At 65.3% G+C, this 25,642-nt stretch carries 23 protein-coding genes and 2 tRNA genes; 10 read left to right on the forward strand and 15 right to left on the reverse strand.

Going from position 1 to position 25,642, the window contains the following annotated elements; all coding sequences use genetic code 11:
• Positions 1-4: 4 nt before the first annotated feature.
• The gene (locus AC5ZGW_RS06240; protein ID WP_130227345.1) at positions 5-901 is read right to left on the reverse strand and encodes a dienelactone hydrolase family protein; all 897 of its coding nucleotides are present in this window, start codon (positions 899-901) and stop codon (positions 5-7) included.
• 269 nt (positions 902-1,170) lie between these two features.
• Between AC5ZGW_RS06240 and AC5ZGW_RS06245 the strand changes: the two genes are divergently transcribed.
• The 3 genes from AC5ZGW_RS06245 (at position 1,171) to AC5ZGW_RS06255 (ending at position 3,919) form a co-directional block, all read left to right on the forward strand.
• Positions 1,171-1,680: a GNAT family N-acetyltransferase gene (locus tag AC5ZGW_RS06245; RefSeq protein WP_028165189.1), complete on the forward strand. Its 510-nt coding sequence runs from the start codon at positions 1,171-1,173 to the stop codon at positions 1,678-1,680.
• A 168-nt stretch (positions 1,681-1,848) separates the two neighbouring features.
• Positions 1,849-2,376 carry an inorganic diphosphatase gene (gene ppa / locus AC5ZGW_RS06250; protein ID WP_130227346.1) on the forward strand — a complete coding sequence of 176 codons (528 nt, stop codon included), beginning with the start codon at positions 1,849-1,851 and terminating at the stop codon, positions 2,374-2,376.
• A 61-nt stretch (positions 2,377-2,437) separates the two neighbouring features.
• Complete coding sequence (locus AC5ZGW_RS06255) at positions 2,438-3,919, forward strand: M20 family peptidase (RefSeq protein ID WP_130227347.1); 1,482 nt, start codon at positions 2,438-2,440, stop codon at positions 3,917-3,919.
• Between the two features lie 140 nt (positions 3,920-4,059).
• On the opposite strand, the gene AC5ZGW_RS06260 is transcribed toward AC5ZGW_RS06255, so the two are convergent.
• From AC5ZGW_RS06260 to AC5ZGW_RS06270, 3 genes are read right to left on the reverse strand one after another with little or no spacing between them, the layout of a single operon-like run.
• A complete protein-coding gene (locus AC5ZGW_RS06260; RefSeq protein WP_130227348.1) occupies positions 4,060-4,944 on the reverse strand; it encodes a bifunctional methylenetetrahydrofolate dehydrogenase/methenyltetrahydrofolate cyclohydrolase in 885 nt (294 codons plus the stop codon).
• A gap of 1 nt (position 4,945) precedes the next feature.
• Positions 4,946-5,275, reverse strand: a complete 330-nt coding sequence (locus tag AC5ZGW_RS06265) for a DUF167 domain-containing protein (RefSeq protein WP_130227349.1) — start codon at positions 5,273-5,275, stop codon at positions 4,946-4,948.
• Between the two features lie 25 nt (positions 5,276-5,300).
• The gene (locus AC5ZGW_RS06270; protein WP_028165194.1) at positions 5,301-5,591 is read right to left on the reverse strand and encodes a YggT family protein; all 291 of its coding nucleotides are present in this window, start codon (positions 5,589-5,591) and stop codon (positions 5,301-5,303) included.
• A 180-nt stretch (positions 5,592-5,771) separates the two neighbouring features.
• Here AC5ZGW_RS06270 and AC5ZGW_RS06275 point away from each other — a divergent pair.
• Positions 5,772-5,847, forward strand: a tRNA-Ala gene (locus AC5ZGW_RS06275).
• A 153-nt stretch (positions 5,848-6,000) separates the two neighbouring features.
• Here AC5ZGW_RS06275 and AC5ZGW_RS06280 read toward each other — a convergent pair.
• The 5 genes from AC5ZGW_RS06280 to AC5ZGW_RS06300 form a co-directional block, all read right to left on the reverse strand.
• On the reverse strand, positions 6,001-6,804 hold the full coding sequence (locus AC5ZGW_RS06280; protein ID WP_130227350.1) for a glutamine amidotransferase: 804 nt from the start codon (positions 6,802-6,804) through the stop codon (positions 6,001-6,003).
• Positions 6,805-6,931: 127 nt separating this feature from the next.
• Positions 6,932-7,711 carry an SDR family NAD(P)-dependent oxidoreductase gene (locus AC5ZGW_RS06285; protein ID WP_130227351.1) on the reverse strand — a complete coding sequence of 260 codons (780 nt, stop codon included), beginning with the start codon at positions 7,709-7,711 and terminating at the stop codon, positions 6,932-6,934.
• Between the two features lie 229 nt (positions 7,712-7,940).
• Positions 7,941-8,444, reverse strand: a complete 504-nt coding sequence (locus tag AC5ZGW_RS06290; RefSeq protein ID WP_028165197.1) for a tellurite resistance TerB family protein — start codon at positions 8,442-8,444, stop codon at positions 7,941-7,943.
• Between the two features lie 219 nt (positions 8,445-8,663).
• Positions 8,664-10,073 carry an adenylate/guanylate cyclase domain-containing protein gene (locus tag AC5ZGW_RS06295; protein ID WP_130227352.1) on the reverse strand — a complete coding sequence of 470 codons (1,410 nt, stop codon included), beginning with the start codon at positions 10,071-10,073 and terminating at the stop codon, positions 8,664-8,666.
• A gap of 46 nt (positions 10,074-10,119) precedes the next feature.
• Complete coding sequence (locus AC5ZGW_RS06300; protein ID WP_496113887.1) at positions 10,120-11,505, reverse strand: cytochrome P450; 1,386 nt, start codon at positions 11,503-11,505, stop codon at positions 10,120-10,122.
• Positions 11,506-11,756: 251 nt separating this feature from the next.
• On the opposite strand from AC5ZGW_RS06300, the gene AC5ZGW_RS06305 reads away from it, so the two are divergent.
• Positions 11,757-13,448 carry an MFS transporter gene (locus tag AC5ZGW_RS06305; RefSeq protein WP_130227353.1) on the forward strand — a complete coding sequence of 564 codons (1,692 nt, stop codon included), beginning with the start codon at positions 11,757-11,759 and terminating at the stop codon, positions 13,446-13,448.
• A gap of 58 nt (positions 13,449-13,506) precedes the next feature.
• Here AC5ZGW_RS06305 and AC5ZGW_RS06310 read toward each other — a convergent pair whose 3' ends face one another.
• Positions 13,507-13,722 (reverse strand): hypothetical protein, encoded by a 216-nt coding sequence (locus AC5ZGW_RS06310; protein WP_130227354.1) that lies wholly within the window; start codon positions 13,720-13,722, stop codon positions 13,507-13,509.
• 283 nt (positions 13,723-14,005) lie between these two features.
• Here AC5ZGW_RS06310 and AC5ZGW_RS06315 point away from each other — a divergent pair, with 283 nt between their 5' ends.
• Entirely contained in the window at positions 14,006-15,055 is a 1,050-nt protein-coding gene (locus tag AC5ZGW_RS06315) for a polysaccharide deacetylase family protein (RefSeq protein WP_496113888.1), read from the forward strand.
• A gap of 137 nt (positions 15,056-15,192) precedes the next feature.
• Here AC5ZGW_RS06315 and AC5ZGW_RS06320 read toward each other — a convergent pair.
• From AC5ZGW_RS06320 to AC5ZGW_RS06335, 4 genes are all read right to left on the reverse strand, one after another.
• Positions 15,193-15,268 (reverse strand) — tRNA-Thr (locus AC5ZGW_RS06320).
• A gap of 90 nt (positions 15,269-15,358) precedes the next feature.
• The gene (locus AC5ZGW_RS06325; protein ID WP_130231329.1) at positions 15,359-17,119 is read right to left on the reverse strand and encodes a heme biosynthesis protein HemY; all 1,761 of its coding nucleotides are present in this window, start codon (positions 17,117-17,119) and stop codon (positions 15,359-15,361) included.
• 7 nt (positions 17,120-17,126) lie between these two features.
• Positions 17,127-18,401 (reverse strand): COG4223 family protein, encoded by a 1,275-nt coding sequence (locus tag AC5ZGW_RS06330; RefSeq protein ID WP_130231327.1) that lies wholly within the window; start codon positions 18,399-18,401, stop codon positions 17,127-17,129.
• Between the two features lie 112 nt (positions 18,402-18,513).
• Positions 18,514-19,251, reverse strand: coding sequence for a uroporphyrinogen-III synthase (locus tag AC5ZGW_RS06335; protein WP_130231325.1), 738 nt, complete (start codon positions 19,249-19,251; stop codon positions 18,514-18,516).
• A 134-nt stretch (positions 19,252-19,385) separates the two neighbouring features.
• On the opposite strand from AC5ZGW_RS06335, the gene tsaD reads away from it, so the two are divergent.
• The 3 genes from tsaD to AC5ZGW_RS06350 all read left to right on the forward strand — a co-directional run bounded on the left by tsaD (position 19,386) and on the right by AC5ZGW_RS06350 (position 22,054).
• Complete coding sequence (gene tsaD, locus AC5ZGW_RS06340; protein ID WP_130231333.1) at positions 19,386-20,459, forward strand: tRNA (adenosine(37)-N6)-threonylcarbamoyltransferase complex transferase subunit TsaD; 1,074 nt, start codon at positions 19,386-19,388, stop codon at positions 20,457-20,459.
• Positions 20,460-20,657: 198 nt separating this feature from the next.
• Positions 20,658-21,638, forward strand: a complete 981-nt coding sequence (locus AC5ZGW_RS06345) for an NAD(P)H-dependent glycerol-3-phosphate dehydrogenase (RefSeq protein ID WP_463327388.1) — start codon at positions 20,658-20,660, stop codon at positions 21,636-21,638.
• Between the two features lie 2 nt (positions 21,639-21,640).
• Complete coding sequence (locus AC5ZGW_RS06350) at positions 21,641-22,054, forward strand: EVE domain-containing protein (RefSeq protein WP_130226288.1); 414 nt, start codon at positions 21,641-21,643, stop codon at positions 22,052-22,054.
• Positions 22,055-22,147: 93 nt separating this feature from the next.
• Here the strand turns inward: AC5ZGW_RS06350 and AC5ZGW_RS06355 are convergent, their stop codons facing one another.
• Positions 22,148-23,296: a DNA topoisomerase IB gene (locus AC5ZGW_RS06355; RefSeq protein ID WP_130226289.1), complete on the reverse strand. Its 1,149-nt coding sequence runs from the start codon at positions 23,294-23,296 to the stop codon at positions 22,148-22,150.
• Between the two features lie 373 nt (positions 23,297-23,669).
• On the opposite strand from AC5ZGW_RS06355, the gene acs reads away from it, so the two are divergent.
• Positions 23,670-25,622, forward strand: a complete 1,953-nt coding sequence (gene acs, locus AC5ZGW_RS06360) for an acetate--CoA ligase (RefSeq protein WP_165435248.1) — start codon at positions 23,670-23,672, stop codon at positions 25,620-25,622.
• The last annotated feature ends 20 nt before the right edge of the window (positions 25,623-25,642 follow it).

Below are 25,642 nucleotides of genomic sequence, written 5' to 3' on the forward strand. Positions count from 1 at the left end.
AGCGTCATGGTTTAGCCCGAGCGGCACGCCGCGCTCTCAGCGCGCGATCGATGTCTGCCGCGGCGAGCTTAACGCCATTCTCGCTTTCGGGCAGCCAATGGCCTTCGCCGCCATAGGCCGGCAGCACGTGAAAATCCACCCGCCCGCCGGCCTCGCGAAAGGCATCGGCGAGCTGCCGCGACAGCGCCGGCGAAAAATAACTGTCATTGGCGGCAACGAACCATGTCACCGGCACTTTCGCCCCTCGGCCGAACTCGGCCGCCGAAGCGAGCAGGGTGTGCGGCGCGCAAACCTGGTCCGGAAAATCATTGGCGCGGCCGCCGCGCCCCGGCGCGAAGGCGATGATCGCCAAGATGCCATTTGGGCTCTCGGCGGCAAGCGCCAGCGCACCCCAGCCGCCGGCGGAATGGCCGATGACGACAGCGTGATCCTTCCGGATGAAAGGCTGATCGCTGAGGTAATCGAGTGCGAGCCTGATCTGCCCGGCGGTAGCCCGAGCCGCGCGTGAATAATTCGCCTCGTCGCAGCCGCCCTGGTCTTCCAGGTATGTTCCGCCTGTTGCGCCATGGCCGAGCCGCTCCGGCACCAGCACGGCAAAACCGCGTGCGACCATCGAGCCGGCCAGCGCGCGGTATTCGGGCTGGGGCATCTGTGCCCGACGCAGCACGTTCTGCGTCGTGGCATGTGCGATCAAGACAGGCGGAAATGGCCCTGCGCCCGGTGGGCGAAACAGCAAGGCGCGCGCCGGCCGCGCGGGGTCGGGCGACGGCACCAGCCATTGCTGCCGCCGGCTCGGCTCGCCCTCCCCGCCCTGCGCCCCTAGGACGGGTTGCGCCAGAGCTGCTTCGGAGCCGAGCGCCGCGGCAACAAGCAGCGCGAAAATCACTTTAAGTGAATGCATTCTTGGCCTGACGCGACCATGCTGGGGAAACCGGATTCGCCGAAAGACGGTCTCGCGAATCAACCCGGCGCAGTTTTTCACGACACGCTTGCTGACCATATGTCACCGGCGTGACGCCGGCCTGCCCCGCATCACGAACTGGCCGATTGAAGTTCGCACTGTCCTCTTTCGGTACAAGTCGTTCGAAAACTGATGCAAAAAATCCACAGGTTAACCGATAATTAACGATAGAGCTTGAAGGCGGCGCGCCGACTTGCTTTGATTGGATCATGAGCACAACCCTGATAGAGGTCCGGCCGGCCAAGGTTGCGGATGCAGCCGCGGTGGCGGCTACGCATGACGAAGCCTGGCGTTCAGCCTATCAGGGCATCATCCCCGGCGCCGAACTGGAAAAGCTGATCAACCGGCGCGGTCCGCACTGGTGGGACAGCGCGATTCGCAAGGGCAGCCGCGTCAGCGTGCTGGTGTTCGGGGACAAGATCGCAGGCTACGCCAATTACGGTCGTAACCGCGCCCGCAGCCTGCACTTCGAAGGCGAGATCTACGAGCTCTATCTGCGGCCGGAATTCCAGGGCCTCGGCTTCGGCCGCCGCCTGTTCAACGCCGCCCGCCGCGACCTCGCGCAGAGCGGGCTGAAGAGCATGGTGGTCTGGGCGCTGTCGGATAACGACCCGGCCACGGAGTTTTATCGCGCGCTCGGCGGCCGCATGGTGGCGCGCTCCTCCGAAAGGTTCGGGCCGAAATCGCTCGACAAGGTCGCTTTTGCCTGGACCAACTGAGGCTGCGAGCGTCTCCGGGACGGCGCTACGGGCGCGCGTCAACCAATAGCCCAAAAATCCATCATTTTTCCTCGAAAGTTAGATGGATGGGCGGGCCCAGCCCGCGTATGACAGCAGCAATCACTGGTCCTGCCCGGCGCACCCGCGTTGGCAATCACGGAGTTCTCTATGCGTATTGATGCGGTATCGATCGGAGTGAATCCGCCGCATGACGTCAACGTCATCATCGAAGTGCCGGTCGGCGGCGAGCCGATCAAATATGAAATGGACAAGGAAGCCGGCACGCTAGTGGTCGACCGTTTCCTCTATACGCCGATGCGCTATCCCGGCAATTACGGCTTCATCCCGCACACACTGTCCGACGACGGCGACCCCTGCGACGTCCTGATCGTCAACACCCGCGCCATCGTGCCCGGCGCGGTGATGAGCGTGCGCCCGGTCGGCGTGCTCCTGATGGAAGACGAAGCCGGCGGTGACGAAAAGATCCTCGCGGTCCCCTCCTCGAAGCTCACCCAGCGCTACGACAAGGTGAAGAACTACAGCGACCTTCCCCAGATCACGCTGGACCAGATCCAGCATTTCTTCGAGCACTACAAGGATCTCGAAAAGAACAAGTGGGTGAAGGTGCTGCACTGGGGCGATGCCGAAGAAGCGCGCAGGCTGATCACCGAAGGGATCGCACGGGCGAAGAAGTAACACCTGATCCCGAACGCGCGGTGTGGCGCCTCCGGGGCATGGGAATGTCGAGGGGGAACGATTGCGCCGGCTCATCAAGATCATCGGCAAGGCCGTGCTGCTCCTGGTTGCAGCGGCGCTCGTCCTTGCCGGTGTGCTCGCCTTCAATGTCTTCAGCCGCGGCTCGCGGCAGCTCCAGGTCGCGGCCATCCCGCGCGCGGCCGTTGATGCGGAAACCGCCGCCTCCCGGCTGGCCGAGGCAATCCGCTTCAGGACCATCTCGAGCTTCGAAAAGCCCGAACAGCATGCCCCGGCGTTGCGCGGCATGCAGGCCCATATCGAGAAAAGCTTCCCGGCGTTTCATGCCGCCGCCAAGCGCGAGGTCATCGCCGGCCTGAGCCTGCTCTATACCTGGGAAGGCAGCGACCCGCGGGCACAGCCGATCGCCCTGCTCGCGCATCAGGACGTGGTGCCGGTCGCGCCGGGCACCGACAAGGACTGGCAGCAGCCGCCCTATGACGGCGTGATCGCCGACGGATTCATCTGGGGCCGCGGCTCCTGGGACGACAAGGGTAACCTCTATGCGATGCTGGAGGCCGCCGAGGCGCTCGCAAAAGCCGGCTTTCAGCCGAAGCGGACGATCTATTTCGCCTTCGGCCACGATGAGGAGGTCGCGGGCACGCGCGGCGCCAAGGCGATCGCCGCGACGCTCGCCTCGCGCGGGATCAAGCTCGACTTCGTGCTCGACGAAGGCCTGTTGATCACCGACGGCATCATGAAGGGGCTTACCAGGCAAGCTGCCCTGATCGGCGTCGCCGAAAAAGGCTATGCCACGCTGGTGCTGTCGGCGCAGGCGACGCCCGGCCACTCCTCAATGCCGCCGCGCGAGACCGCGATCGGCATGATGAGCGCGGCGCTGGTCAAGCTTGAGGATCACCGCCTGCCGATGCAAATCCGCGCCACGGTGTCGGAGATGTTCGACACGCTGGCGCCCGAGATGAACGGCGTCAACCGCGTGATCCTGTCGAATCTCTGGCTGTTCAAGCCGCTGCTGTTGCGCGAGTTCGAGAAGACCGGACCGACAGAAGCGATGGTCCGCACCACCACCGCGCTCACCATCTTCAATGCCGGCGACAAGGACAATGTGCTGCCCGGCCGCGCCGAGGCCACCGTCAACTTCCGGCTGCTTCCCGGCGACACCCAGGCAAGCGTGACTGATCACGTCAGCTCCACCGTCGGCAACGATCGCATCTCGATCAAGCCGTTTCCCGGCAATACCGATCCGCCACCGGTGACCGGCACGGCCAGCGTGTCCTACCGGACGCTCAACCGCACCATCCGCGAGATCTATCCTGATGTCATCGTCGCGCCCGGCCTGATGATCGCCGCAACCGATTCGCGGCACTATGCCGGGATCGCCGACAACATCTTCCGTTTCTCCCCGGTGCGCGCCAACAGCGACGACCTGAAGCGCTTCCACGGCACCAATGAGCGCCTCAGCATCGAGGGCTACGCCGACATGATCCGGTTCTATCGGCGATTCATCGAGAACAGCGCGGGGTGACCACCACCGTCATTCCGGGGCGCGCGGAGCGCGAGCTATGATGTGCAATTGCACATCAGAGAATCGATCGAGCCGCATGCGCTGGCGGATAAATGGATTCCGGGCTCGCGCTGCGCGCGCCCCGGAATGACGGCATTTACCTAAACCCCCGGCGCTGGCAGGCCGGCGATCGCGCAAGCGGCGCGGAGCGTATTCACCAACAGGCAGGCCACCGTCATCTGCCCGACGCCGCCCGGCACCGGCGTAATCGCGCCGGCGACGCTCAGCGCCTCCTGATAGGCGACATCGCCGACCAGACGCGGCTTGCCGCCCTCTACGGGGATGCGGTTGATGCCGACGTCGATCACGGTCGCGCCCGGCTTGATCCAGTCGCCGCGCACCATCTCGGGCCTGCCGACCGCCGCATAGAGCAGGTCGGCGCTAGCGGCGAGCTTCGGCAGGTCGCGCGAGCGCGAATGCGCGATCGTCACCGTCGCATTTTCGTTCAACAGCAACTGCACCAGCGGCCGGCCGACCAGGTTGGAGCGGCCAATCACCAGCGCATTCATGCCGTCGAGCGAGGGATGCACGCTCTTGGTCAGGATGATGCAGCCGAGCGGCGTGCAGGGCGACAGCGCGGCGAAGCCGCCAGCCAGCCGCCCGGCATTGTTCGGATGCAGGCCATCGACATCCTTGGCCGGATCGATGGCATTGATGATGGTTTCGGTGTGAATGGATTTCGGCAGCGGCAGTTGCACCAGGATGCCGTGCACCGCCGGGTCGCGGTTGAGCTTGCCGATCAGCGCCAGCAGATCGGCCTGTGCGACATCGGCCGGCAGCTTGTGCTCGAACGAGGCCATGCCGGCGGCCTGGGTCTGCGTGTGCTTGCTGCGGACATAGACTTCGCTCGCGGGATCGTTGCCGACCAGGACCACAGCCAGCCCCGGCACCAGCCCGTGTTCGCGCTTGACGCGGGCAACCTCCTCCGCGACGCGTGCGCGGAGGTCGGCTGCAATGGCTTTTCCGTCGATGATGTGAGCCGTCATCTCAATCCTTCGCGTTGGGTGCAGTCAGTTGGCGCAAGGTGTCACCGAGCTGCCGTGGATCGCCTTCGATCGCCACCTGTTTGAGCCGCGAGGTGGCGCCCGAGAGGATCTTCACCCGCCCCTTGGGCACGCCCAGCGCCTTGGCAAGCAGGCCCATTACCGCCCGATTGGCCTCGCCGCCGTCGGCAATGGCGCGGACCCGGACCTTCAGCACATTACGGCCGTCGGACAGCGTCTCGATCCCATCGATGTCGTCGCGGCCGCCGCGGGGCGTCACGCGGAGTGCGACGCTGATGCCACCGGTGGAATAGCGCCAAGGGAGATCTGCCAAGGATCGGTCACCGGCCGAAGGGCGCTCAGATCACGTTGGGATAGACGTAGTACATGATCACCCGCTCGATGAACATGATGAGCAGAATGACGATGATCGGCGAGATATCGAGCCCGCCCAGATTAGGCATGATCTTCCGGATCGGCGCCAGCACAGGTTCCGTGATCCGGTACAGGAACTCGGCCACCGCTGATACGAACTGGTTGCGCGTGTTCACGACATTGAACGCGACCAGCCATGACAGGATCGCAGCGGCGATCAGGAGCCAGACATAGAGGTCAAGGACAATGATGACGATGTCGAGGATGGCGCGCATGTGGTGGGGGCTCGCGGGTGGGACAACGAGCTAAATATCGGTTCGCCCCTGCACAAACAAGGGAACTTCCGGATCAACGTGGCCAAAAACCGGGCGTTTACTGTTCTTGACTTGGGCTTGGGCGGGACGGTAAATGGCGCCGATTGCCGGCCGCACTGCTCAGCACGGACCGGTCTGGACGGGGCCATAGCTCAGCTGGGAGAGCGCATCGTTCGCAATGATGAGGTCGGCGGTTCGATCCCGCCTGGCTCCACCACGCTTCGCCCTTCGGGCTACGCGTGGCGCAGCCGCGCAGAGCCCGAGGGGTGAAGCGTGGTGCCCGGCATAGCCCGAAGGGCGACGACGGGCTTTTTCTCCACAAGCTAACCTGCCAACCAATACCGCGTTCGCGCCGTTACCCCACGCCCCCCTACTCCGCCGCCTCCGACATCACCGCCATCGGCTCGCGCGCCAGCCAGTCGTCGATGAAATGCTTCAGCCACGCCCGTTCGACCGCGTCGTAGACGGCGCGGTCGGCGAAATGCTGATGGCGTGGGCGGGCGCCGGGCGAATCCAGGCGGTCGCCGCCGCGCGTGGTCCAGCAATGCATCATCGCGTAGGTGACATCAGGATGGAACTGCAAGCCGAAGGCGTGTCCGTATCTGAACGCCTGCACCGGAAAGTCGCCGCCCTCGGCAAGAAGCTCGGCGCCGTCAGGCAATTCGAATCCCTCGCGGTGCCAGTGGTAGACCTGCTGCGGCCAATAGGGGCAAAGCGCGCGGCCTGCTTCGGTCGGGCGGATCGGATAATAGCCGATCTCGGCGCGGCCTTCCGGATGCGGCGCGACGCTGGCGCCGAGCTGCCTGGCGAGCATCTGAGCCCCCAAGCAAATGCCGAGAAACGGCCGTTGCTCGCGCAGCGGAATCTCGATCCAGTCGATCTCCCCCCGCACAAAATCATCGCCATCATTGGCGCTCATCGGGCCGCCGAAGATGATGGCGCCCGCGTGCTCGTCCAGCGTTGCGGGAAGCGCATCGCCAAACCGCGGGCGGCGGATATCCAGGGGATGGCCGAGCGCACGCAAGGCGTTGCCGACGCGGCCGGGCTTGGAAGTCTCCTGGTGCAGGACGATCAGGACCGGCAGCAGGGAGTCAGGCCCGGTTGGGGTGACGGCCGCGCGCCTTCCGCCGGGGAAAGGCAGCACGGCATTGGCTGTTTCAGACCGTGACGACATCGACCTCAAGCGGCATGCAGCAAGCTGGCAGCATGCCTAAGCGATTCTTAATTTCGGGTGAGTTCACGCCAACTCATCGAAAATTTTAAAGCAAATCGCGGGCCAGATTGGAGCCCTTTGGTTTGCGTCAGCGCCGACGTAGCTGGAAACCGCCGACCGCCGTCAGGATGAATGACCGCGGGAAAAATCGGAGCAGCAGTGGCACCACCTTGATGAAGAGGCCGGGCAGCACCGCGCGCTTGTTCGCCATCAAGCCACCATAGGCCTGCCGCGCGACCTCCGCCGCCGAGACGTTGAGGATCGCGGAATCAAATCCCGGTGCGAAGCCGGCGCGGGCCTGGAATTCCGTCGGCACCGGCCCCGGACAGACCAGGGTGACACGAACGCCGTGCGGCTCGAGCTCCTTGCGCAGCGCCTCCGTGAACGACAGCACATAGGCCTTGGAAGCGTAATAGACCGCCATGCCCGGCCCCGGCAGGAAGCCCGCGATCGAACCGACATTGAGGATGCCGCCGCGATGGCGGATCAGCGAATCGGCAAATCGCAGCGACAGATCGGTCAGCGCGCGGATGTTGACGTTGATGATGTTGAGCTGGTCGGCCCGGTCGCGCTTGTTCGCGTAGCCGAACACGCCGAAGCCGGCATTGTTGACGACATATTCGACCTCGACGCCGGCCTCGGCCAGCGCGGCGGCGATCTTGTCGCCGGCATCTGGCTGCTCGAGGTCGCACGGAATCACGATCGGCGCTGCACCACCCTTGCCAGCGATTTCACTGGCGAGCGCCGTGAGGCGATCGGCGCGGCGCGCCACCAACGCCACACGATGACCGTTGGATGCGAAAACACGCGCCAGCTCGGCGCCTATACCCGCCGATGCACCGGTAATCAGCGTCACACACTCGGTCACGATCGAATGCTCTTAATGAATCACAGGGCCCGTTACGAACGGCCGAACGAGAGCATAGGCTTGTGGTCCGGCGCAAGCCACCCGCGGGCATATCCGCATGCAGCGCTGGCCGCCTTCGCGATCGGAATGCATCATTTTGAGGCTTAGCGCGCAAACCGGCCGGTTGCGCGATGTACATTAAAGTTTCGTCATCTGCACGGCGGGAAGCGAACAGCCCGCGAACGCAGTGTCAGATTGCCGCGTCGGCAACACCCCAGGGCCCCCGGGGCAGGCTCGCCTGCTTTTCGCCTACGCGGCGCTTGAGATCGATGCGATCACGCGAGGACACACCCAGGAGATCCGCCGCTCGCCACACCACGTTGTCCTCGAACTCGCTGACCTGGCCATCGGCAAAAACCAACTCCCACATCATCTCGACGATGCGCAGGCGCCCCTCTTCGTTGACCTGCCGCATGATGACGCTCGTGAAATGGTAGAGATCGACCGCTTCGCCTTCGATCCGAGTTGCGGACGCGATCAATTTGTCCGCGGTGCCACGATCGAGTCCAAAGCGGCTTTCGATCAGGCTGTGCAGTTTGCGCTTCTCGTTCGCGCTCGGCTCGCCGTCGATCGAGACGACGTGGACGAGCAGCGCAGTGGCGGCAAGACGATAATCATTGTCATCGAATGCCCGATCCGCCTGCGCGTCGGGCGACACAATATCGGCAATGAACTGGCGAAGTCCGTCAAGCATCAACGCCTCTATCGATCGACAGGGTACGGGACCTATATGGCGTGGAAACCCGACCCGCGCAATCGCGCCGGTTCTGCGGCCTGCATTACGTTTAGGCAATCTGGGCGTCGATGAGGCCCATTTCGCCGTCATTGCGAGCGGAGCGAAGCAATCCATGCCTCCGCAAGTGGTGAGATGGATTGCTTCGCTTCGCTCGCAATGATGGTTGAGGCCAGCGGATCACGGTATCTCGTACACCACCATCTTGTCGGCGATACCACGCAGTGCCGCTTCCTTCTGGATCGGCCGGATCTCCGCATTCCTCAGAATGGAGAGCACTTCCGGCGAATCGATCACCGGCGCAGTGATATGAATTTCCTGCTGGGTCGACAGGCTCTGAACACGCGCGGCGATGTTGACGGTCTGGCCGAAATAATCCTGCCGCTCGTTCAGCATCACCGCGAGGCAAGGACCTTCGTGAATCCCGATCTTGACGATCAGGTCCTCTTTGCCGCGCTCGTCGTTGAGCTTCTTCATCGCTGCGCGCATGCGTAGGCCGGCGGCGAGCGCATGTTCAGGCTTGATGAAGGTCGCCATGACGGCATCGCCAATGGTCTTCACCACGGCGCCGTGCTCGGACGCGATGATCTCGAGTAGCGCATGGAAATGCGCACGCACGAGATCGAAAGCGGCGAGGTCGCCGACCCGCTCATAAAGCGCGGTCGAGCCCTTGAGATCCGTGAACAAAAAAGTCAGCGAGGTGATCTTCAATCGCTGGTCGACGTTGAGGTTGTCGGCCTTGAAGACGTCGCGGAAGGTCTGATTGCTCAGCATCCGCTTCGCCGTGAGGATCGGCTTGCGCCTGCCCAGCATCTGGTGCAGCGCGTCGCCGGCAACCCAGACCGATGGCAGCACGCGGACGCCGGCCTGGTTTTCCAGCGAAAGTCGCAATGGCCCTGGCCGCAGCACCGTCGTGCCGGTCGGCGCCTGCAGCTTGTTGTAGACGACTGAAAGCTGCTGGCGATCGGTGGTCGGCTCGCCCTGAATGTCAAGGAAGTGGGCCGAATGCGTCACCGGCTCAAACACGATGACGTACTGGCTGGGCAAGTTCAGCGACAGGATCGCCTTCTCGCCGGCGGGCAGTTCCAGCGCTTCGAGCGTCGCTTCGTTGATCAGGCGCGAAAACGATTCGTCGTTGATGTCGACACCCGAACTCCAGAACATCTGCCGCACATAGTCCCAGAGCGGCAGCGTGTTGGGATCGTGCGCGCCGATGCGGCGGACTCGCGGGCTGACGGTGAAGGCGACCTCGACCATTTCGTCGACCGAAGCCTCGTAGCCGGCGGCGCAGAGCGCACAATTGTAATCGTCGTGACGCAGCGATTTGAGCGTCGAGTGCGCATCGAGCACCCCGCCGCAGCCGGGACAGAGCACGTTCCAGCTCATGTCGAACAGGCCGAGCCGTGACGAGTGGAGGAAACCGGAAATGACCTTTTCCTCGTCGAGCCCGGTACGCCCGGCGAAGTCCAAAGCGTTGATGCGGTTGAGATCGCGATCATCACCATCGGCGATCAGCCGCGCGATTTCGTCGACGACGGCCGGATCGGCCGTTTGTTTCAACACAGCAAATTGGGCCTGGGTATCGCTCATGGCGCAACCTTAGATGAGATGACCCGCGCCGAAACGCAAGGTCTGGCTATCTCGGCTTGATCGTGAACATCGGCGACCGGTCAGGCTGGGTCGTCACCACCCCGACCGGCATCACCGGCTGCCTGTCGACCAGCGAGATACGGAAGGCGCCGATCAGCTTCGCCAGCGCCAGCGTCGCCTCGACAAGCGCGAAATGCGCGCCGATGCAGACCCGTGCGCCGACACCGAACGGCAGATAGGCAAAGCGATCGGGCGGCGTGCCGGTCATGAAACGCGACGGCACGAATGCCGCCGGATCGTGCCAGAGCTTCTCATGCCGGTGCAGCAGCCATGGCGCGATCATCACCACGTCATGCTTCTTCACGGGCATGCCAGCGATCGTATCCGCCCCCGCTGCGGCGCGCGCGATCAGGAAGGCCGGCGGATAGAGCCGCATGGTCTCGTCGATGACGGCGCGGGTGAATTTCAACCGCTCGATCTCGAGTCCACCGCTTGCGGCGACCGCCTTCACCTCGGCGGCAAGCTCCTCCTGCGTCGGCGGATCGAGCGAAAGCAGATAGAGCGCCCAGAACAGCGCGGTCGCGGTCGTCTCATGGCCGGCCAGGATCATGGTCGCGATCTCGTCGCCGAGCTGTACTTCGGTGAAGGCTTGGCCGGTCTCGGGGTCGCGCGCCGCAACCATCAGATCGAACAGATCGCGCGGCGGCGCATCGCTGGTCTTGCCGGCGGCGCGGCGCTCCGCCATCAGCATGGCAACGAACGCGGTCCAGCGCTTGCGGAAGCGGGCGCGCGCAAAATCCTGCGGGCTCGGCCAGCTCAAAGGCAGCAGCATGTCGAGGAAGCGCGGCCGCGCCAATCGCTCGCCATATTCCATGACGAAATCGCGCAAGATGCCGCCATGGCGATCCATGCCGAACGAGAACATGGTGCGGCCGGCGATCTCGAGCGTCATCCGCTGCATCGTCTCGCGAAGGTCCACCGGACCATGGCTCGCGGCCCTGAGCTTTGCGATGGTCTCGTCGGTCACGGCCACCATGTGCGGCACCAGCGTCGTGATCGCGCGCGGCGTGAAGGCCGGTGCGAGCGTGCGGCGCTGATGTTTCCAGGCACGGCCCTCGGCGATCAGAAGACCTTCGCCAAGCATCGGGCGCAACACCCGGAAGGCGGCCGGCGTGCGCGTATAAGTCTCGTAATTGTCGACCAGCACATGCCTGATCGCATCGGGCGTGTTGAGGATGAAGCTGCTGCGGCCGAAGAAGCGGCCGCGGACGATCTCCTCCTCATAGGCGCGCTGGCTCCAGCTTGCGATCGGGCTGCGGCTGATCAGCGTCATGCGCCTGAAGGCGGACAAATCGTCGGGCGCCCGTGGCGGAGCCGGCGGCACCAGCCGGTTTCGCGCAAGCGGCAGCTCGTAGACTTCGGCCATGCTCATGGTGCTCGCTCCAGTCTCGATCCACCCAGTCTACGCTCTCCATCCGGGGGTGATGAAGACGTAAAACAGCGTTCTCGGGGAGAGTTCGCCGAACACGCGCATTTGTTACCTCGCCGACCGCTCCTCGCTCCCAAGCCGTGTTTTTGCGGAACGGAAATGACAGCATGACGACTGGACAATGCGGGCGTTTGACGGGCATCACTCGGCGGCCGGAATCAGCCAGCCAACCAACAGAGGACCACGGAACCACCATGACAGCATCGCCGCGACGCCCGAGCCCTGCCTCCGACGGCATCTTGGCGCCGCTTCGGCATTCAGTGTTCCGGCGCATCTGGCTGGCGAGCCTGCTCTCGAACCTCGGGATCCTGATCCAGGGGGTCGGCGCCGCCTGGGCGATGACGCAGATGACATCTGCGGCCGACAAGGTGGCGCTGGTGCAGACCGCCCTAATGCTGCCGGTCATGCTGATCTCGATGCCGGCCGGCGCCATCGCCGACATGCACGACCGCCGGGTCGTGGCGATGGTGTCGCTTCTGATCGCGCTGGTCGGCGCCACGGTTCTGACCGCGCTGGCCTGGCTCGACCTGGTGACGCCGAATATCCTGCTCGCGCTCTGTTTCATCGTCGGCAGCGGCATGGCGCTGTTCGGACCGGCCTGGCAGTCCTCGGTCAACGAGCAGGTGCCGCCCGAAACACTGCCCGCCGCGGTGGCGCTGAACGGCATCAGCTACAACATCGCCCGCAGTTTCGGGCCGGCGATCGGCGGCATCGTGGTCGCAGCCGCGGGCGCGGTAGCGGCCTTTGCGCTCAACGCCCTGTTCTATCTGCCGCTCCTGATCGTGCTGTTCCTCTGGGACCGCGTCAGCGAGCCGTCGCGGCTGCCGCGCGAGCGGCTCAACCGCGCCATCGTCTCGGGCATGCGCTACATCAATCATTCGCCGTCGATCAAGATCGTGCTGACGCGCACGCTGGTCACCGGCATCATCGGCGGCTCGGTCTCCGCGCTGATGCCGCTGGTGGCGCGCGACCTCTTGCATGGCGGCGCCCAGACCTACGGCATCATGCTCGGCGCCTTCGGCATGGGCGCGGTGCTCGGCGCCCTCAATATCGGGGAGGTGCGCAAGCGGATGAGCGGCGAGGCGGCGGTGCGCGTCTGCGCGATCTCGATGGCGGGCGCGATCGCCGCGGTTGCGATCAGCAAGCTGGCGGTGGTGACCGCCGCGGCGCTGGTGCTGGCCGGCGCGGTCTGGATGATGGCGATCGCGCTGTTCAATATCGGCGTGCAGCTCTCGGCGCCGCGCTGGGTCGCCGGCCGCTCGCTGGCGGCGTTTCAGGCCGCGATCGCCGGTGGAATCGCGATCGGTAGCTGGGGCTGGGGCCGGCTCACCGATGCCGCCGGCGTCGAGCTCGCGCTCCTGGTCTCCGCCGCCTTGATGCTGCTGTCGCCACTGCTGGGACTATGGCTCAGGATGCCACCGGTCGGCGCCCGCAATGAGGACGCCACCGAGATGCTCGCGGATCCCGAGGTCCGCATGCCGCTCACGCCGCGCAGCGGGCCGCTGGTGGTCGAGATCGAGTACCGCGTCGCACAAGAGAGCGCGCGCGCCTTCCACAACGTGATGCTGGAGGTGCAGCTCAGCCGGCAGCGCAACGGCGCCTATGGCTGGTCGATCGCGCGCGACATCGCCGATCCCGAATTGTGGACCGAGCGCTATCACTGCCCGACCTGGCTCGATTACCTGCGCCAGCGCAACCGCGCCACCCAGTCCGAGCGCGAATTGCATCTGAAGGCGATCGCCTTCCATCTCGGTCCCGAACCGATCCGGGTGCGCCGCATGCTGGAGCGCCCGTTCGGCTCGGTGCGCTGGAAGGACGAGACGCCCGACCCCGGAGCCACCGAAGTATTGCCCGTCGTCGCGACGGCGGCCGGCAGCAGCACCTGACCCCTTGCCGTCATTTCGGGGCGCGTCGAAGACGCGAACCCCGGAATGACAGGAGCCGTTACTGCCCGTGCGCGGTCAGCGTCTGCTGGCAGGCCCTGGTGAGGCGACCGCGGTGCTCTTTCAGGCAGGCCAGCACAGCATCATCGCCCTTGTCGAGATACGCCCGGCAGAACCGCGACGCGTCGCGTGTGCAAGCTTCCCGCCCCTGCTGCTGCTGCGCCGAGGCCGCGGACGCCACCAGAAGCAGCGGAATGACGAACAGCAATCTGGTCATTTCTCCAGCCTTCATATTGGCAATAGGCAGGACAACGGGGTGCTATATTGTTCACGCACCTCGAAGAAAGGTTCAAACGACGGCACCCGCGACTCGGTTCCGGCCGAACGGACGAGCCTGCAAAGACGCTGTGCTGCATCGCCGCAAGCGTCTGTGATGACCATCACGCAGAACAACGGCCTAATTTTCTTCGGCAAAGGCAAGCGCGTTGGGATCGCGTTAAGACCTCGTTGGCACTAATGGATCGTTACGAGCGAGCCCCGAGTTTCCCAAGAGAGTAGCGATGCGTAATCCGATAGGCCTGATGCTGGCCGTTGTTGTTGCGGCGGTCGTGATCGCCGGAGTGTGGTTCTGGACTGCCGCGCCGCGGGCCGATGCGGCGCCGCCGCAAACCGTCGCCGCCCGGCCGGCGGATTCGCTGCCGCCAGCCGCCGCGAAATCGGCCGCCAAGGACGATGTCGAGACCACCGCCACGGTGTCGAAACAGGCGGCTGCCGCGCCGGCGCCCGCCCCTGCTGCCGCGCCGGCCCCGATGCAGGCGAAATCGACCTGCACCAATCCCGATGCGCTCGGCGTCAGCCGCACGGTCGTCATCGACACCACCGGCGGCCCGGGCTTCGGCTTCCTGCAGTACAAGCAGTTCGACTTCCTGACCGACAAGGAGGTCGTGCTGACCTTCGACGACGGCCCGTGGCCGACCACGCCGGCGGTGCTGAAGGCGCTCGCGGACGAATGCACCAAGGGGCTGTTCTTCCCGATCGGCCTGCATACCACCTATCACCCGGAGATCCTGAAACAGGTCGCCGCCGCCGGCCACACCATCGGCTCGCACACCTGGTCACACGCGCATCTCGACAGCAAGAAGCTGACTGAGCAGCAGGCCAAGGATGAGATCGAGAAGGGATTCAGCGCCGTGAAGATGGCGCTCGGGGCCGCGCCCTCGCCGTTCTTCCGCTTCCCCGCGCTCGCCCATACCCAGGCGACGCTCGGCTATCTCGGCTCCCGGAACATCGCGATGTTCTCCGTCGACGTCGATTCCCTGGACTTCAAGTCCAGCTCGCCTGACCAGGTGATCCAGACCGTCATGACCAAGCTGGACAAGCAGGGCAAAGGCATCATCCTGATGCACGACCTGCAGAAGCACACCGCGCAAGCCCTGCCGACGCTGCTGCGTCGCCTGAAGGCCGGCGGCTACAAGGTGGTCCAGATGAAGGCGAAGGAGCCGCTGGAAACCCTGCCCGAATACGACGCCCTCATGGTCAAGGACATGAAGGTCCCGGCCGTGAGCGCGCGTCCGCTCTCAAGCGTGGTGCAGACGGTGTCGCAGCAGTAGCCGATCGAATAGCGTATCGTCGTCATGGCCGGGCTCGTCCCGGCCATCCACGTTTTTGGGGACGGCTTAAGTTCGAAAGGGCTCGCGCGCGCCAGACGCTTACCGCTGAGTTCGTCGCAGGAATCACTTTTGAGCGATGGTGCCGCAAGAGGGACTCGAACCCCCGACCCCGTCATTACGAATGACGTGCTCTACCAACTGAGCTATTGCGGCGAACCGTTCGGCAACTTAGCCGGAAAGCGTGCGCACTGATATCGGGCGTAGCCCCGATTGGCAAGATTGACGCGGCCATTTGACCGCGTCTCAGCTCCCCCAGCGGGACAGAAATCCGCGCCAGCCGCCGGCCTGGGCCTTTGGCGGCCCGATCTGCTCGGAAAATTCGTCGCGGGTGCCGTCTTCCTCGATCCCGGGGTCGTCGGGGGCGCGGACGATGGGAATCACGGCCGGAATCGGCGCCGGCGGCGTTTTGGGGATGTCCTGGCGGTCGCGGAACAATGGCGCGACCGCTTCGGCTGGAGCCGGCTGTGGAGCTGGCGGGGCGGATGCCGTCACCGACGGGGCGGCGGGCGCTGGTTCCACCGGGGCCGGGGATGCGGCCGGCGGCGTGTTGTCCTGTGGGGCGGGCGGCGCTGCTTCAACCGGTTTTATGATGTCGACCGGCTTTTCGGCCACTCGCTCGAGCGGTTTCGCGGGCGGGGCTTCCTTCGGCAGCTCGATCCGCTTCGAGGCCAGCATCGCTTCCTCGAACGGCGAGGATTCGATCGCCGGGCCCTTGTCGGACGGGAGCGCGGCGACCGGGGCCTGCCACTGGAAGGCATCGAGCCGGCCGGTGACCGGCGAGACCGGCCGCCAGCGGTCGCTGACATAGCCGTCCGCGGTCCAGGCTGGATCGTGCAGCGCGCGCACCGCGCGCAAGGTCCAGGCGCGGGCCCGGCCGCTGTCGCCATGCTCGGTGCGCTCGATCTCGGCCATCAACAGCGCCACGCGCTGGGTCGGTGCGGCGATGAACGGCGTCAGCGCCTCGCGTGCCTTGGCGAATTCGGCGGCGTCGATCGCCGCGCGCGCGATCGCGAGCGCGCCCTCGATATTATCAGGCGTCTTCGCCGCCAGCGTCTCGACCCGCACCAGCCGCTGCCGCGCGGAGTCCCCGAGCTTCACATGCGCATAGGCATCGGCGAGCTCGGGATGCGGCTGCGACAGCCACGCGGTCTCGACGATCTTCATCGCGCGCCGAACCTGATGCGCCTCGCTCTCATATTTGGCGGCAAGCGCCGCGGCCGGGATCAGCGTCGGCGCGAGCTTGATCGCCTCCATCACGCTCTCGCGCGACAAATCGCGGTCGACGGTCTCGAACTCCAGCGCGCGTGCGGTGAGCAGCACGCCGCGCTGCCGCCGATAGGTCGCCTTGTCGATGAGGCCGGAGCTCTGGTTGTTGTCGAGGATCGAAAGCGCGCCGGCCCAGTCGCCCTTGGCGCAGCAGAAGCCGAGCACGGCCTGCGAGGCCCATGGCGAGGACGGCGAAACCTTCAGCGCCTCTTCCGCGATCATGACGGCGGCGACCGCATCGTCCGAACGCTGCGCCTCGATGAACAGGCCGCGCAAGCCGAGCAGCCGCGTATCCTCGCGCTCGGCCATTGCGCGGAATGCGCGCTGCGCCCCCTCGCGATCGCCATCGAGCTGCGCCGATTGCGCATGGAGGAGAAGCGTCAACGGATCGCTGCCGGCGTGACGCCGCGCGGTTTCCGCATGGTGCCGCGCCGCCGTCGAATCGCCATGGCCGATCGCGAGCAGCCCTTGAGTGATCGCATGACGGCCACGGGCATGACGGCGCTCGCGCCGGCCGCGCCGGATGCGGGCCGGCACCCGCCACAGCCAGGACAGGACCGACCAGACGATGACGGCCACGACCGCGACGATGCCGAGCCCCAGCGCGAACACGGGCAGCGTGGTCACCGCGCGCCCGCCGCCCCAGGACAGCACGACATCGCCGGGCTGGTCGGCGACCCAGGCCGCGCCGGCCGCGGCAAGCGCGATCAATACGAGAAACAGAATGATCCGGATCATGGAGAACCTACTGTCCGGCCTTCGCGAGCCCAGCCATGGCGTTGTCGGCAAATGTTCGCGAGGCCGCCAGCGCTGCGGCGCGCGCTTCGACTTTTTCGAGCCACGCTTGCGCCGCCGTGCGATCGGCGGGCGCCAGCGTCTTCAGTTCGCGCTGCGCCTCGCCGAGATCGTTGCGCAGTGCGGCCTGGGTGATGCGCGCAACCACGCTGCCGCGATCGGTACCCGTCGCATCGGTGCGCTCGATGCGCACGAGCTTGGCCGCGCCGGCCTGCAGGCGATCGACGATGCCGGTGCCGGTGGTGGCCGCGGCCGACGGCGGGGGCGGCGCAAGCCTTGGGACGATCTCGAGCAGCTCGCGGCAGAGCGCGCCGGCGCTCGGCACGCCGCTGGCTGCGAACGTATCGAGCGGCTTGAGCACGTCAGGATTTTCCGCAAACTGCCTGGCGGCCTCGAGCGGCGCTGCATAGGCATCGCCGTGGCGGACCGCGACATCGAGCAGCGATGCGGCAACCACGCGGCGCAGCGGCAGATCGTCAGCGAGCTTTGCATCGGCTGCGCCCACTGCCGCGATCTTGTTGCCTTGCTGGGCGAGCTCAGCCGTTTGCTTCCGTACCGCGCTCTCGATTCTTGAAATCCGATCGTTGACTGCTGACAGATCCGGCGTGGAGGCGGACCCATCGCGTGGCATCGATTTCACCTGATCGATCGCCGTGGCCAGCTTGTCCGATTGCGCGCGTGATGCCGCAAGTTCGCCGCGCAGCGCATTCGCGGATTTCTCCAGCCCGTCGATCCGCGCGGCCAGCGCCTGATCGCTTGAAGCCTGCCTGCCGATCTTCGCTTCGACGCCTGCGACGCGCCCCGTAAGCTCGTCGATAGCGCCGGCGCTAAGCTGCGGCACAGGCGGCTGCGCCGGTTGTACCGCGGGCCAGCCGAGCAACCAGCCGACGCCGATCACCAGCGCGGCAGCGACAGCGCCCGAAACAGGCGCAATCACCCAGGGCGAGATCGGCCGAGGCGGAGGTTCGGCGGAGGAGGGTTCCGGATCCGGCGCGGCTGCAGCCGTCTCCATCGCAGGCTCGGGTTGCGGCGCCGCCTCGGCGGCGGCCGCTTCACCGCTCACATTTTCGCTATCCGCCTGAGCGCTATCCATGTTCACGGAATCCGTCTTGGGCGGTTCGCTCGACACCTCGGTCGCCTTGAGATCGATGGTTGGCGGCGCGCGCCGCGACCGGGCGGAGGAATCCGCCGCCGATTCGGTGTCTTCAGGCCTCTCATCGACCATGCAGCGGTTCCCTTGACTGTTGATACGCCGAAACCGGGAAAGCCAAGACTTTACCAGAACAAGACTTTACCAGAATAAGACTTACCAGAATCGGACCGTTCTCTTAAGCCAATCAGGGCCGCAAAGCACGCGTCAGGGCTTCGAACAGGGCATTTTCGTCCGGCGAGGCGGCGGTGACGACCTGGGTGGCTCCGGCCTCGCGCAGGACGGCGGCAACAGCAGGCGAAATGCAGCAATGCGGCAGCGCCAGGGCCGATATTTCGAGGCCTTCGGCCCGCGCCGCATCGAGAAACGCCCGCGCGCTGCGGCGGGAATAATGCAGCACGGCCTCGATACCACCAGCCATGAAAGCGTCACACACCGGACGCGGCAGTCCCGCCACCGGGCTCATCCGGTATGTCGTGCGGGTTATGACCGTAAAGCCGGCATCGCCCAGCTCGCCGGCGAGATCGCGCGAAAGATCGGCACCCGCGAGATAAAGCAAGGTTGCCGCCTTTTTCAGTTTCTTCGCTTTCCTGTGCGCCCGCACGAGCTCGTAGAGTGCGGTGGCATCGCCGTCGGCGCTTGCCACTTCGCCAAATCCAGCCTCGCGGGCCGCGGCAGCGGTATGCTCGCCGACCGCAAACAGCGGCAGGCGAAGCAGCGCATGGCCGGCGAGCTGGGGCGCAGCGGCGCGCAGCGCGTTGGCGCTGGTGACGATGACAGCGTCATAGTCCGCGGCATCGTCTTCCTGGAACGGCAGCACCTCGAACCGCAGCACCGGTGCGAGCAATACCTCAAAACCCAGGCTGCGCAGACTATCGGCAGTGGCCTCACCATCTCCTTGCGGGCGCGTGACAAGAACGGCCATCTTCAGGCTTTCGGGAGCGACATTTGGGGCAGAACCGACGATTGCACGCTGTGACCTCACAATGCTACCGAGTGACGGAACGGAAGATAGCACGCGAAATAGCACAAGGACCGAACTTGGGTAACGACACGCCGATGCTGGTGTTGGGTATAGAGACCACCTGCGATGAAACCGCAGCCGCTGTGGTCGAGCGCCAGAGCGACGGCAGCGGACGGATTCTGTCCAACATCGTGCGCTCGCAGACAGAAGAGCATGCGCGCTTCGGCGGCGTGGTGCCGGAGATCGCCGCGCGCGCCCATGTCGACCTGCTCGACGGTATCATCGATCGCGCCATGAAAGACGCTGATGTCGGCTATGCGCAATTGTCCGCCGTCGCTGCTGCCGCGGGTCCTGGCCTGATCGGCGGCGTCATCGTCGGCCTCACCACGGCAAAGGCGATCGCGATGGTGCACGACACGCCGCTGATCGCGGTGAACCATCTGGAAGCGCATGCGCTGACGCCGCGGCTCACCTGTGCATTGGCGTTTCCTTATTGCCTGTTCCTGGCCTCCGGCGGCCACACCCAGATCGTCGCCGTGGTCGGCGTCGGCCAGTATGTGCGGCTCGGCACCACCGTCGATGACGCCATGGGCGAGGCCTTCGACAAGATCGCAAAGATGCTGTCGCTGCCCTATCCGGGCGGGCCGGAGGTGGAACGCGCGGCAGAGGGCGGTGACGCCACGCGCTTTGCATTTCCGCGGCCAATGCTCGGCCGTCCCGACGCCAATTTCTCGCTGTCGGGCCTGAAGACCGCCGTGCGCAACGAGGCGAGCCGATTGGCGCCGCTGGAGCCGCAGGATGTCAGCGACCTCTGCGCCGGTTTTCAGGCCGCGGTGCTGGAATCGACCGCGGACCGGTTGAGCGTCGGTTTGAGATTGTTCCAGGAGCAATTCGGTCCGCCCCGCGCGCTCGTCGCGGCCGGCGGCGTCGCCGCCAATCACGCGATCCGCGGCGCGCTGCAGGATGTCGCCGCCAAGGCGCAGACGACGCTGATCATTCCGCCGCCCGCACTCTGCACCGACAATGGCGCGATGATCGCCTGGGCCGGCGCCGAGCGGATGGCGCTCGGCCTCACCGACACAATGGACGCGCCGCCGCGCGCGCGCTGGCTGCTCGACGCCAACGCCAAGGCGCCCGCGGGCTACGCCAACACCCGCGCGGGATTCTGAGATGTTTGAAGGATCACGCCGCAGACGCCGTGCCACCTCGCCCCGCTTGCGGGGAGAGGTCGGATTTGCGCGTAGCGCAAATCCGGGTGAGGGGGAGCCTCCGCGCACACCTCACTTTGCGGATTCGCGGAGAGCAGCCCCTCACCCCAACCCTCTCCCCGCAAGAGCGGGGAGAGGGAGTTCAGATGAGTCTGCCTGATGCCGGCGCATCAATCCGTTGGAGTGATCGGCGCGGGCGCGTGGGGCACGGCGCTCGCGGCCGTCGCGGCGCGGGCCGGTCGCGATGTCGTGCTCTATGCGCGCGACGCGGCGCACGCTGCGCAGATCCAGGCGAGGCGCACCAATCCAAGACTTCCCGGCGTGCCTCTCGACTCCAGCGTCAAGGTCACCGCCGACATTGCAGCGGCTGCCCGCACCGATCTCCTCCTCGTCGTAACCCCCGCGCAGCATTTGCGTGCGGCTGTCATGCATCTGGCGCCCCGACTTGCAGAGGCGACGCCCGTCATCGCCTGCGCCAAGGGCATCGAGCGCGGCACCCACAAGTTCATGACCGACGTGATTGCGGAGGCCGCACCCGATGCGACGCCGGCGATATTGTCGGGACCAAGCTTCGCCGACGATGTCGCGCGCGGGCTTCCAACAGCGGTGACGCTGGCGACGAGAGATGAATCCCTGGCGAGCGCGCTGGTGCAGGCGCTGGGGTCGCCGACCTTCCGGCCCTATCACACGACCGATGTGCGCGGTGTCGAGATCGGCGGTGCCGCCAAGAACGTGCTGGCGATCGCGGCCGGCATCGTGGCTGGCCGCGAGCTCGGCGCGTCAGCGCTTGCCGCACTGACCACGCGCGGCTTCAGCGAACTGGCGCGGCTCGGACGTGCGTGCGGCGCACGCGCCGAAACCTTGGTGGGACTGTCCGGCCTCGGGGACCTGATCCTGACCTGCTCCAGCCCGCAGTCGCGCAATTTCGCGCTTGGCATTGCGCTCGGCCGCGGGGAAGAGCCGCCAGCCGGCAAGCTTGCCGAAGGCATGTTCACTGCACCGGTGCTGATCGAGCTTGCGGCTTCGCAAAATATCGAGATGCCGGTATCAAATGCGGTCGCAGCGATCCTTACCAGGCAATTGACGATCGATGCTGCGATCGAGGGCCTGTTGACGCGGCCGTTCAAGGCGGAGGGATGATGATGGCGTACTGGCTGGTGAAATCCGAACCGTCGACCTGGTCCTGGGACCAGCAGGTGGCGAAGGGCGCCAAGGGTGAGGCCTGGACCGGCGTGCGCAACTTCACCGCGCGCCAGAATCTCGTGAACATGAAGAAGGGCGACAAGGCTTTCTTCTATCACTCCAACGAGGGCAAGGAGATCGTCGGCATCGCCGAGATCATCAAGGAGGCCTATCCCGACCCGACCGACAAGACCGGCAAATTCGTCTGCGTCGACATCAAGGCCGACAAGCCCTTGAAGACGCCGGTGACGATCGGAGCGATCAAGGCCGAGGACAAGCTCGCCGATATGGCGCTGGTCAAATATTCGCGCCTGTCGGTGCAGCCCGTGACCGCGGACGAGTGGAAGATCGTCTGCAAGATGGGCGGGCTGTAAGCCTCGTCATTGCCGGGCTTGACTCGGCAATCCATCTTTCAAAGACTTTTTCTTGATGGATGCGCGGGTCAAGCCCGCGCATGACGAATGTCGTCAAACCGCCGCTGCGGTCACCACCTGCGCCAATAGCTGCTCGCGCTTGGCTTGCGTTCGATAGCCTTTCATGGTCGCGGCGAAACGCTCCAGGATGCCGTCCTCGAAGGCGGTGACGATGGTGTCGTGGACATAGCTCTTGCGGCAGATCGCGGGCGTATTGGAGAGTTCATCGGCCGCCGCGCGCACCGCTTCCAGCACCTGCTTCTTGCGGCCGCGGGCGCTCGAGGCCGGCGTGATCCGCGACAGCGATTCCAGCACGACGGCGGAGGCCATCAGCGTGCGAAAATCCTTCAGCGAAATCTTGATACCGGCGATCTCGCGCAGGAACGCATTCACCGCCGTGGTCGACGCCGCACGGACGGTGCCGGACCTGTCGCGATACTGGAACATGCGCTTGCCCGGCACGCTCCGCAGGATGCCGATCGCGCGCACCAGCTTGGCCGCGTCGCATTCCTTGCGCACGGCCTTGCCGCCCTTGGCCTTGAAGGTCAGGACCACGCAGTCGTCCTCGAGCGTGACGTTCGACTTCAAGAGCGTGGTGGCGCCGCGGGTGCCGTTGAGCCGCGCATAGGATTCATTGCCGGGGCGTATCGCCGTGCGCGCAATCAATTCGATCACCGCAGACAGCGCAAATTCGCGCGTCGGCTCATCGCCGGACAGATATTTCGAGACGTTCCGCCGGATCTTCGGCAGCGCCCCCACCAGCTTTGCCAGCCGATGCGCCTTGCGGTGCTCGCGGACCTTCTCCCAGTCGGCGTGATAGCGGTATTGCAGCCGTCCCGCGGCATCGCGGCCGATCGCCTGCAGATGCGAACTCGGATCGTGGGAGTAGCGCACCTCGCGATAGGCGGGCGGTACCGCCATCGCATGGAGGCGGCGGATGGTCCGGGCGTCGCGGATGTGCGAACCGTTGGCGCGAACAAATGAATAGTTCTTGCCGCGCTTGACACGGCGGATGGTGAGCAGAGCCTGGTCGCCGAGCTTGAGGCCAAGTTCCGCAGCCAGTTCCTTCACCGAGCCCTTGACGGTGATCTTCTGCTTGGGAGTGGGCAGCTTGGTCGGCCATTGGCCCAGTGCTTTCGCCAGCGGCAGCGTCGGATCGGCGGAAACGGGCCGCGTAGCCACAAAATTCTGCTGATCCATCATGACCGTTGACGCCTTGGCTCCACTGGTTTTCGGTAATGCCGATTTTTATGGCTTGGTTCCGGAGGCTGTTGGCCTCGGGAACGCCATTTAGGGGGTTACTCCGGCTTTTGCGAGTCGCGAATCAGTCATTAACGGTTCCTAAATACCGTTCATGGCCGCCATTCGCGCGATAACGTTGATTTTGACCTCGCTCAAAACGCGATTTTGATCAATCCCCCCAACTGGAAGCAAGGCTCCGGCACGAGAAGCCGACCAAGGTCCAAGACACCAGCGCTTGTCCGGGTATTGTCCGGCGACGCATAATCACCGTAACCATGAAGATGGCCCGCAACACCGGGATCACGCGGGCCGGATGTCGAGTGGAGGGAATGTGATGTCCGAGAAGATTTATGACGTCTCAGCCGATTGGGCCAAACGCGCCTATATCGACGACGCCAAATACCAGGAGATGTATGCGCGCTCGGTTTCCGACCCCAACGGCTTCTGGGCCGAGCACGGCAAGCGCATCGGCTGGATCAAGCCGTACTCCAAGGTCGAGAACGTCTCCTTCGCGCCCGGCAACATCTCGATCAAATGGTTCGAGGACGGCGTGCTCAACGTCGCCTGGAACTGCATCGACCGCCATCTCGAAACCCGCGGCGACCAGACCGCGATCATCTGGGAGGGCGACGACCCCTCGAAGTCGAAGCACATCACCTATCGCGAGCTGCACGACGAAGTCTGCCGGATGGCCAACATCTTGCGCAACCGCAACGTCAGCAAGGGCGACCGCGTCACCATCTATTTGCCGATGATCCCCGAGGCCGCCTATGCGATGCTGGCCTGTGCGCGGATCGGCGCGATTCATTCGGTGGTGTTCGCGGGCTTCTCGCCCGACAGCCTCGCCCAGCGCATCAGCGACTGCAAATCCAAGATCGTCATCACCGCCGACGAGGGATTGCGCGGCGGCAGGAAGGTGCCGCTGAAGGCCAATGTGGACGCGGCGCTGGCCAAGACCGAGGGCGTCGACTGGGTCGTCGTGGTCAAGCACACCGGCGCTCCCGTCGACATGAATCCGACCCGCGACTTCTGGTACCACGAGGCGGCCGAGATGGTGACGACGGACTGCCCGTGCGAGCCGATGCACGCGGAAGATCCGCTGTTCATCCTCTATACGTCAGGCTCGACCGGCCAGCCCAAGGGTGTGCTGCACACCTCCGGCGGCTATCTCGTGTTCGCGTCGATGACGCATCAATATGTGTTCGACTATCACGATGGCGACATCTACTGGTGCACCGCCGACGTCGGCTGGGTCACCGGCCACACATACATCCTCTACGGTCCGCTCGCCAACGGCGCGACCACGCTGATGTTCGAGGGCGTACCGAACTATCCCGACAATTCCCGCTTCTGGAACGTCATCGACAAGCACAAGGTCAACATCTTCTACACCGCGCCGACCGCGATCCGCGCGCTGATGCAGGGTGGCGACGAGCCCGTCAAGAAGACGTCGCGCAAGAGCCTGAAGCTGCTCGGCTCGGTCGGCGAGCCGATCAATCCGGAAGCCTGGGAATGGTATTACCGCGTGGTCGGCGACAGCCGCTGCCCGATCGTGGACACCTGGTGGCAGACCGAGACCGGCGGCATCCTGATCACCCCGCTGCCCGGCGCCACCAAGCTCAAGCCGGGCTCGGCGACGCGGCCATTCTTCGGCGTGGTGCCTGAGATCGTCGATGCCGAGGGCAAGGTGCTGGAGGGGGAGGCGACCGGCAATCTGTGCCTGATCCGTTCCTGGCCCGGCCAGATGCGCACCGTCTATGGCGACCACGCCCGTTTCGAGCAGACCTATTTCTCGACCTACAAGGGCAAGTATTTCACCGGCGACGGCTGCCGGCGCGACGCCGACGGCTTTTACTGGATCACCGGCCGCGTCGACGACGTCATCAACGTCTCCGGCCACCGCATGGGCACCGCCGAGGTCGAGAGCTCGCTGGTGGCGCATGCGGCGGTGTCGGAAGCCGCCGTGGTCGGCTATCCCCATGACATCAAGGGCCAGGGCATCTACGCCTATGTCACGCTGATGGCGGGCACCGAGCCGAGCGAGGAGTTGCGCAAGGAGCTGGTTGCCTGGGTGCGCAAGGACATCGGTCCGATCGCCTCGCCCGACTTGATCCAGTTCGCGCCGGGCCTGCCCAAGACCCGCTCCGGCAAGATCATGCGCCGCATCCTGCGCAAGATCGCCGAGGACGAACCGTCAAGCCTCGGCGACACCTCGACGCTGGCCGATCCCGCGGTGGTTGATGATCTCGTCAAGAACCGGCAGAACAAGAAGGGCGCCGCGGTTTAACACCGCGGCAGGGGGGAGTT

Source organism: Bradyrhizobium sp. Crot121 (assembly GCF_059512385.1).

Coding starts and splice junctions, on each gene's coding strand:
- AC5ZGW_RS06240 (WP_130227345.1), bottom strand. CDS start 901: ATGCATTCACTTAAAGTGATTTTCGCGCTGCTTGTTGCCGCGGCGCTC.
- AC5ZGW_RS06245 (WP_028165189.1), top strand. CDS start 1,171: ATGAGCACAACCCTGATAGAGGTCCGGCCGGCCAAGGTTGCGGATGCA.
- ppa (WP_130227346.1), top strand. CDS start 1,849: ATGCGTATTGATGCGGTATCGATCGGAGTGAATCCGCCGCATGACGTC.
- AC5ZGW_RS06260 (WP_130227348.1), bottom strand. CDS start 4,944: ATGACGGCTCACATCATCGACGGAAAAGCCATTGCAGCCGACCTCCGC.
- AC5ZGW_RS06270 (WP_028165194.1), bottom strand. CDS start 5,591: ATGCGCGCCATCCTCGACATCGTCATCATTGTCCTTGACCTCTATGTC.
- AC5ZGW_RS06280 (WP_130227350.1), bottom strand. CDS start 6,804: ATGTCGTCACGGTCTGAAACAGCCAATGCCGTGCTGCCTTTCCCCGGC.
- AC5ZGW_RS06290 (WP_028165197.1), bottom strand. CDS start 8,444: ATGCTTGACGGACTTCGCCAGTTCATTGCCGATATTGTGTCGCCCGAC.
- AC5ZGW_RS06295 (WP_130227352.1), bottom strand. CDS start 10,073: ATGAGCGATACCCAGGCCCAATTTGCTGTGTTGAAACAAACGGCCGAT.
- AC5ZGW_RS06300 (WP_496113887.1), bottom strand. CDS start 11,505: ATGAGCATGGCCGAAGTCTACGAGCTGCCGCTTGCGCGAAACCGGCTG.
- AC5ZGW_RS06305 (WP_130227353.1), top strand. CDS start 11,757: ATGACAGCATCGCCGCGACGCCCGAGCCCTGCCTCCGACGGCATCTTG.
- AC5ZGW_RS06310 (WP_130227354.1), bottom strand. CDS start 13,722: ATGACCAGATTGCTGTTCGTCATTCCGCTGCTTCTGGTGGCGTCCGCG.
- AC5ZGW_RS06315 (WP_496113888.1), top strand. CDS start 14,006: ATGCGTAATCCGATAGGCCTGATGCTGGCCGTTGTTGTTGCGGCGGTC.
- AC5ZGW_RS06325 (WP_130231329.1), bottom strand. CDS start 17,119: ATGATCCGGATCATTCTGTTTCTCGTATTGATCGCGCTTGCCGCGGCC.
- AC5ZGW_RS06330 (WP_130231327.1), bottom strand. CDS start 18,401: ATGGTCGATGAGAGGCCTGAAGACACCGAATCGGCGGCGGATTCCTCC.
- AC5ZGW_RS06335 (WP_130231325.1), bottom strand. CDS start 19,251: ATGGCCGTTCTTGTCACGCGCCCGCAAGGAGATGGTGAGGCCACTGCC.
- tsaD (WP_130231333.1), top strand. CDS start 19,386: ATGCTGGTGTTGGGTATAGAGACCACCTGCGATGAAACCGCAGCCGCT.
- AC5ZGW_RS06345 (WP_463327388.1), top strand. CDS start 20,658: ATGCCGGCGCATCAATCCGTTGGAGTGATCGGCGCGGGCGCGTGGGGC.
- AC5ZGW_RS06350 (WP_130226288.1), top strand. CDS start 21,641: ATGGCGTACTGGCTGGTGAAATCCGAACCGTCGACCTGGTCCTGGGAC.
- AC5ZGW_RS06355 (WP_130226289.1), bottom strand. CDS start 23,296: ATGATGGATCAGCAGAATTTTGTGGCTACGCGGCCCGTTTCCGCCGAT.
- acs (WP_165435248.1), top strand. CDS start 23,670: ATGTCCGAGAAGATTTATGACGTCTCAGCCGATTGGGCCAAACGCGCC.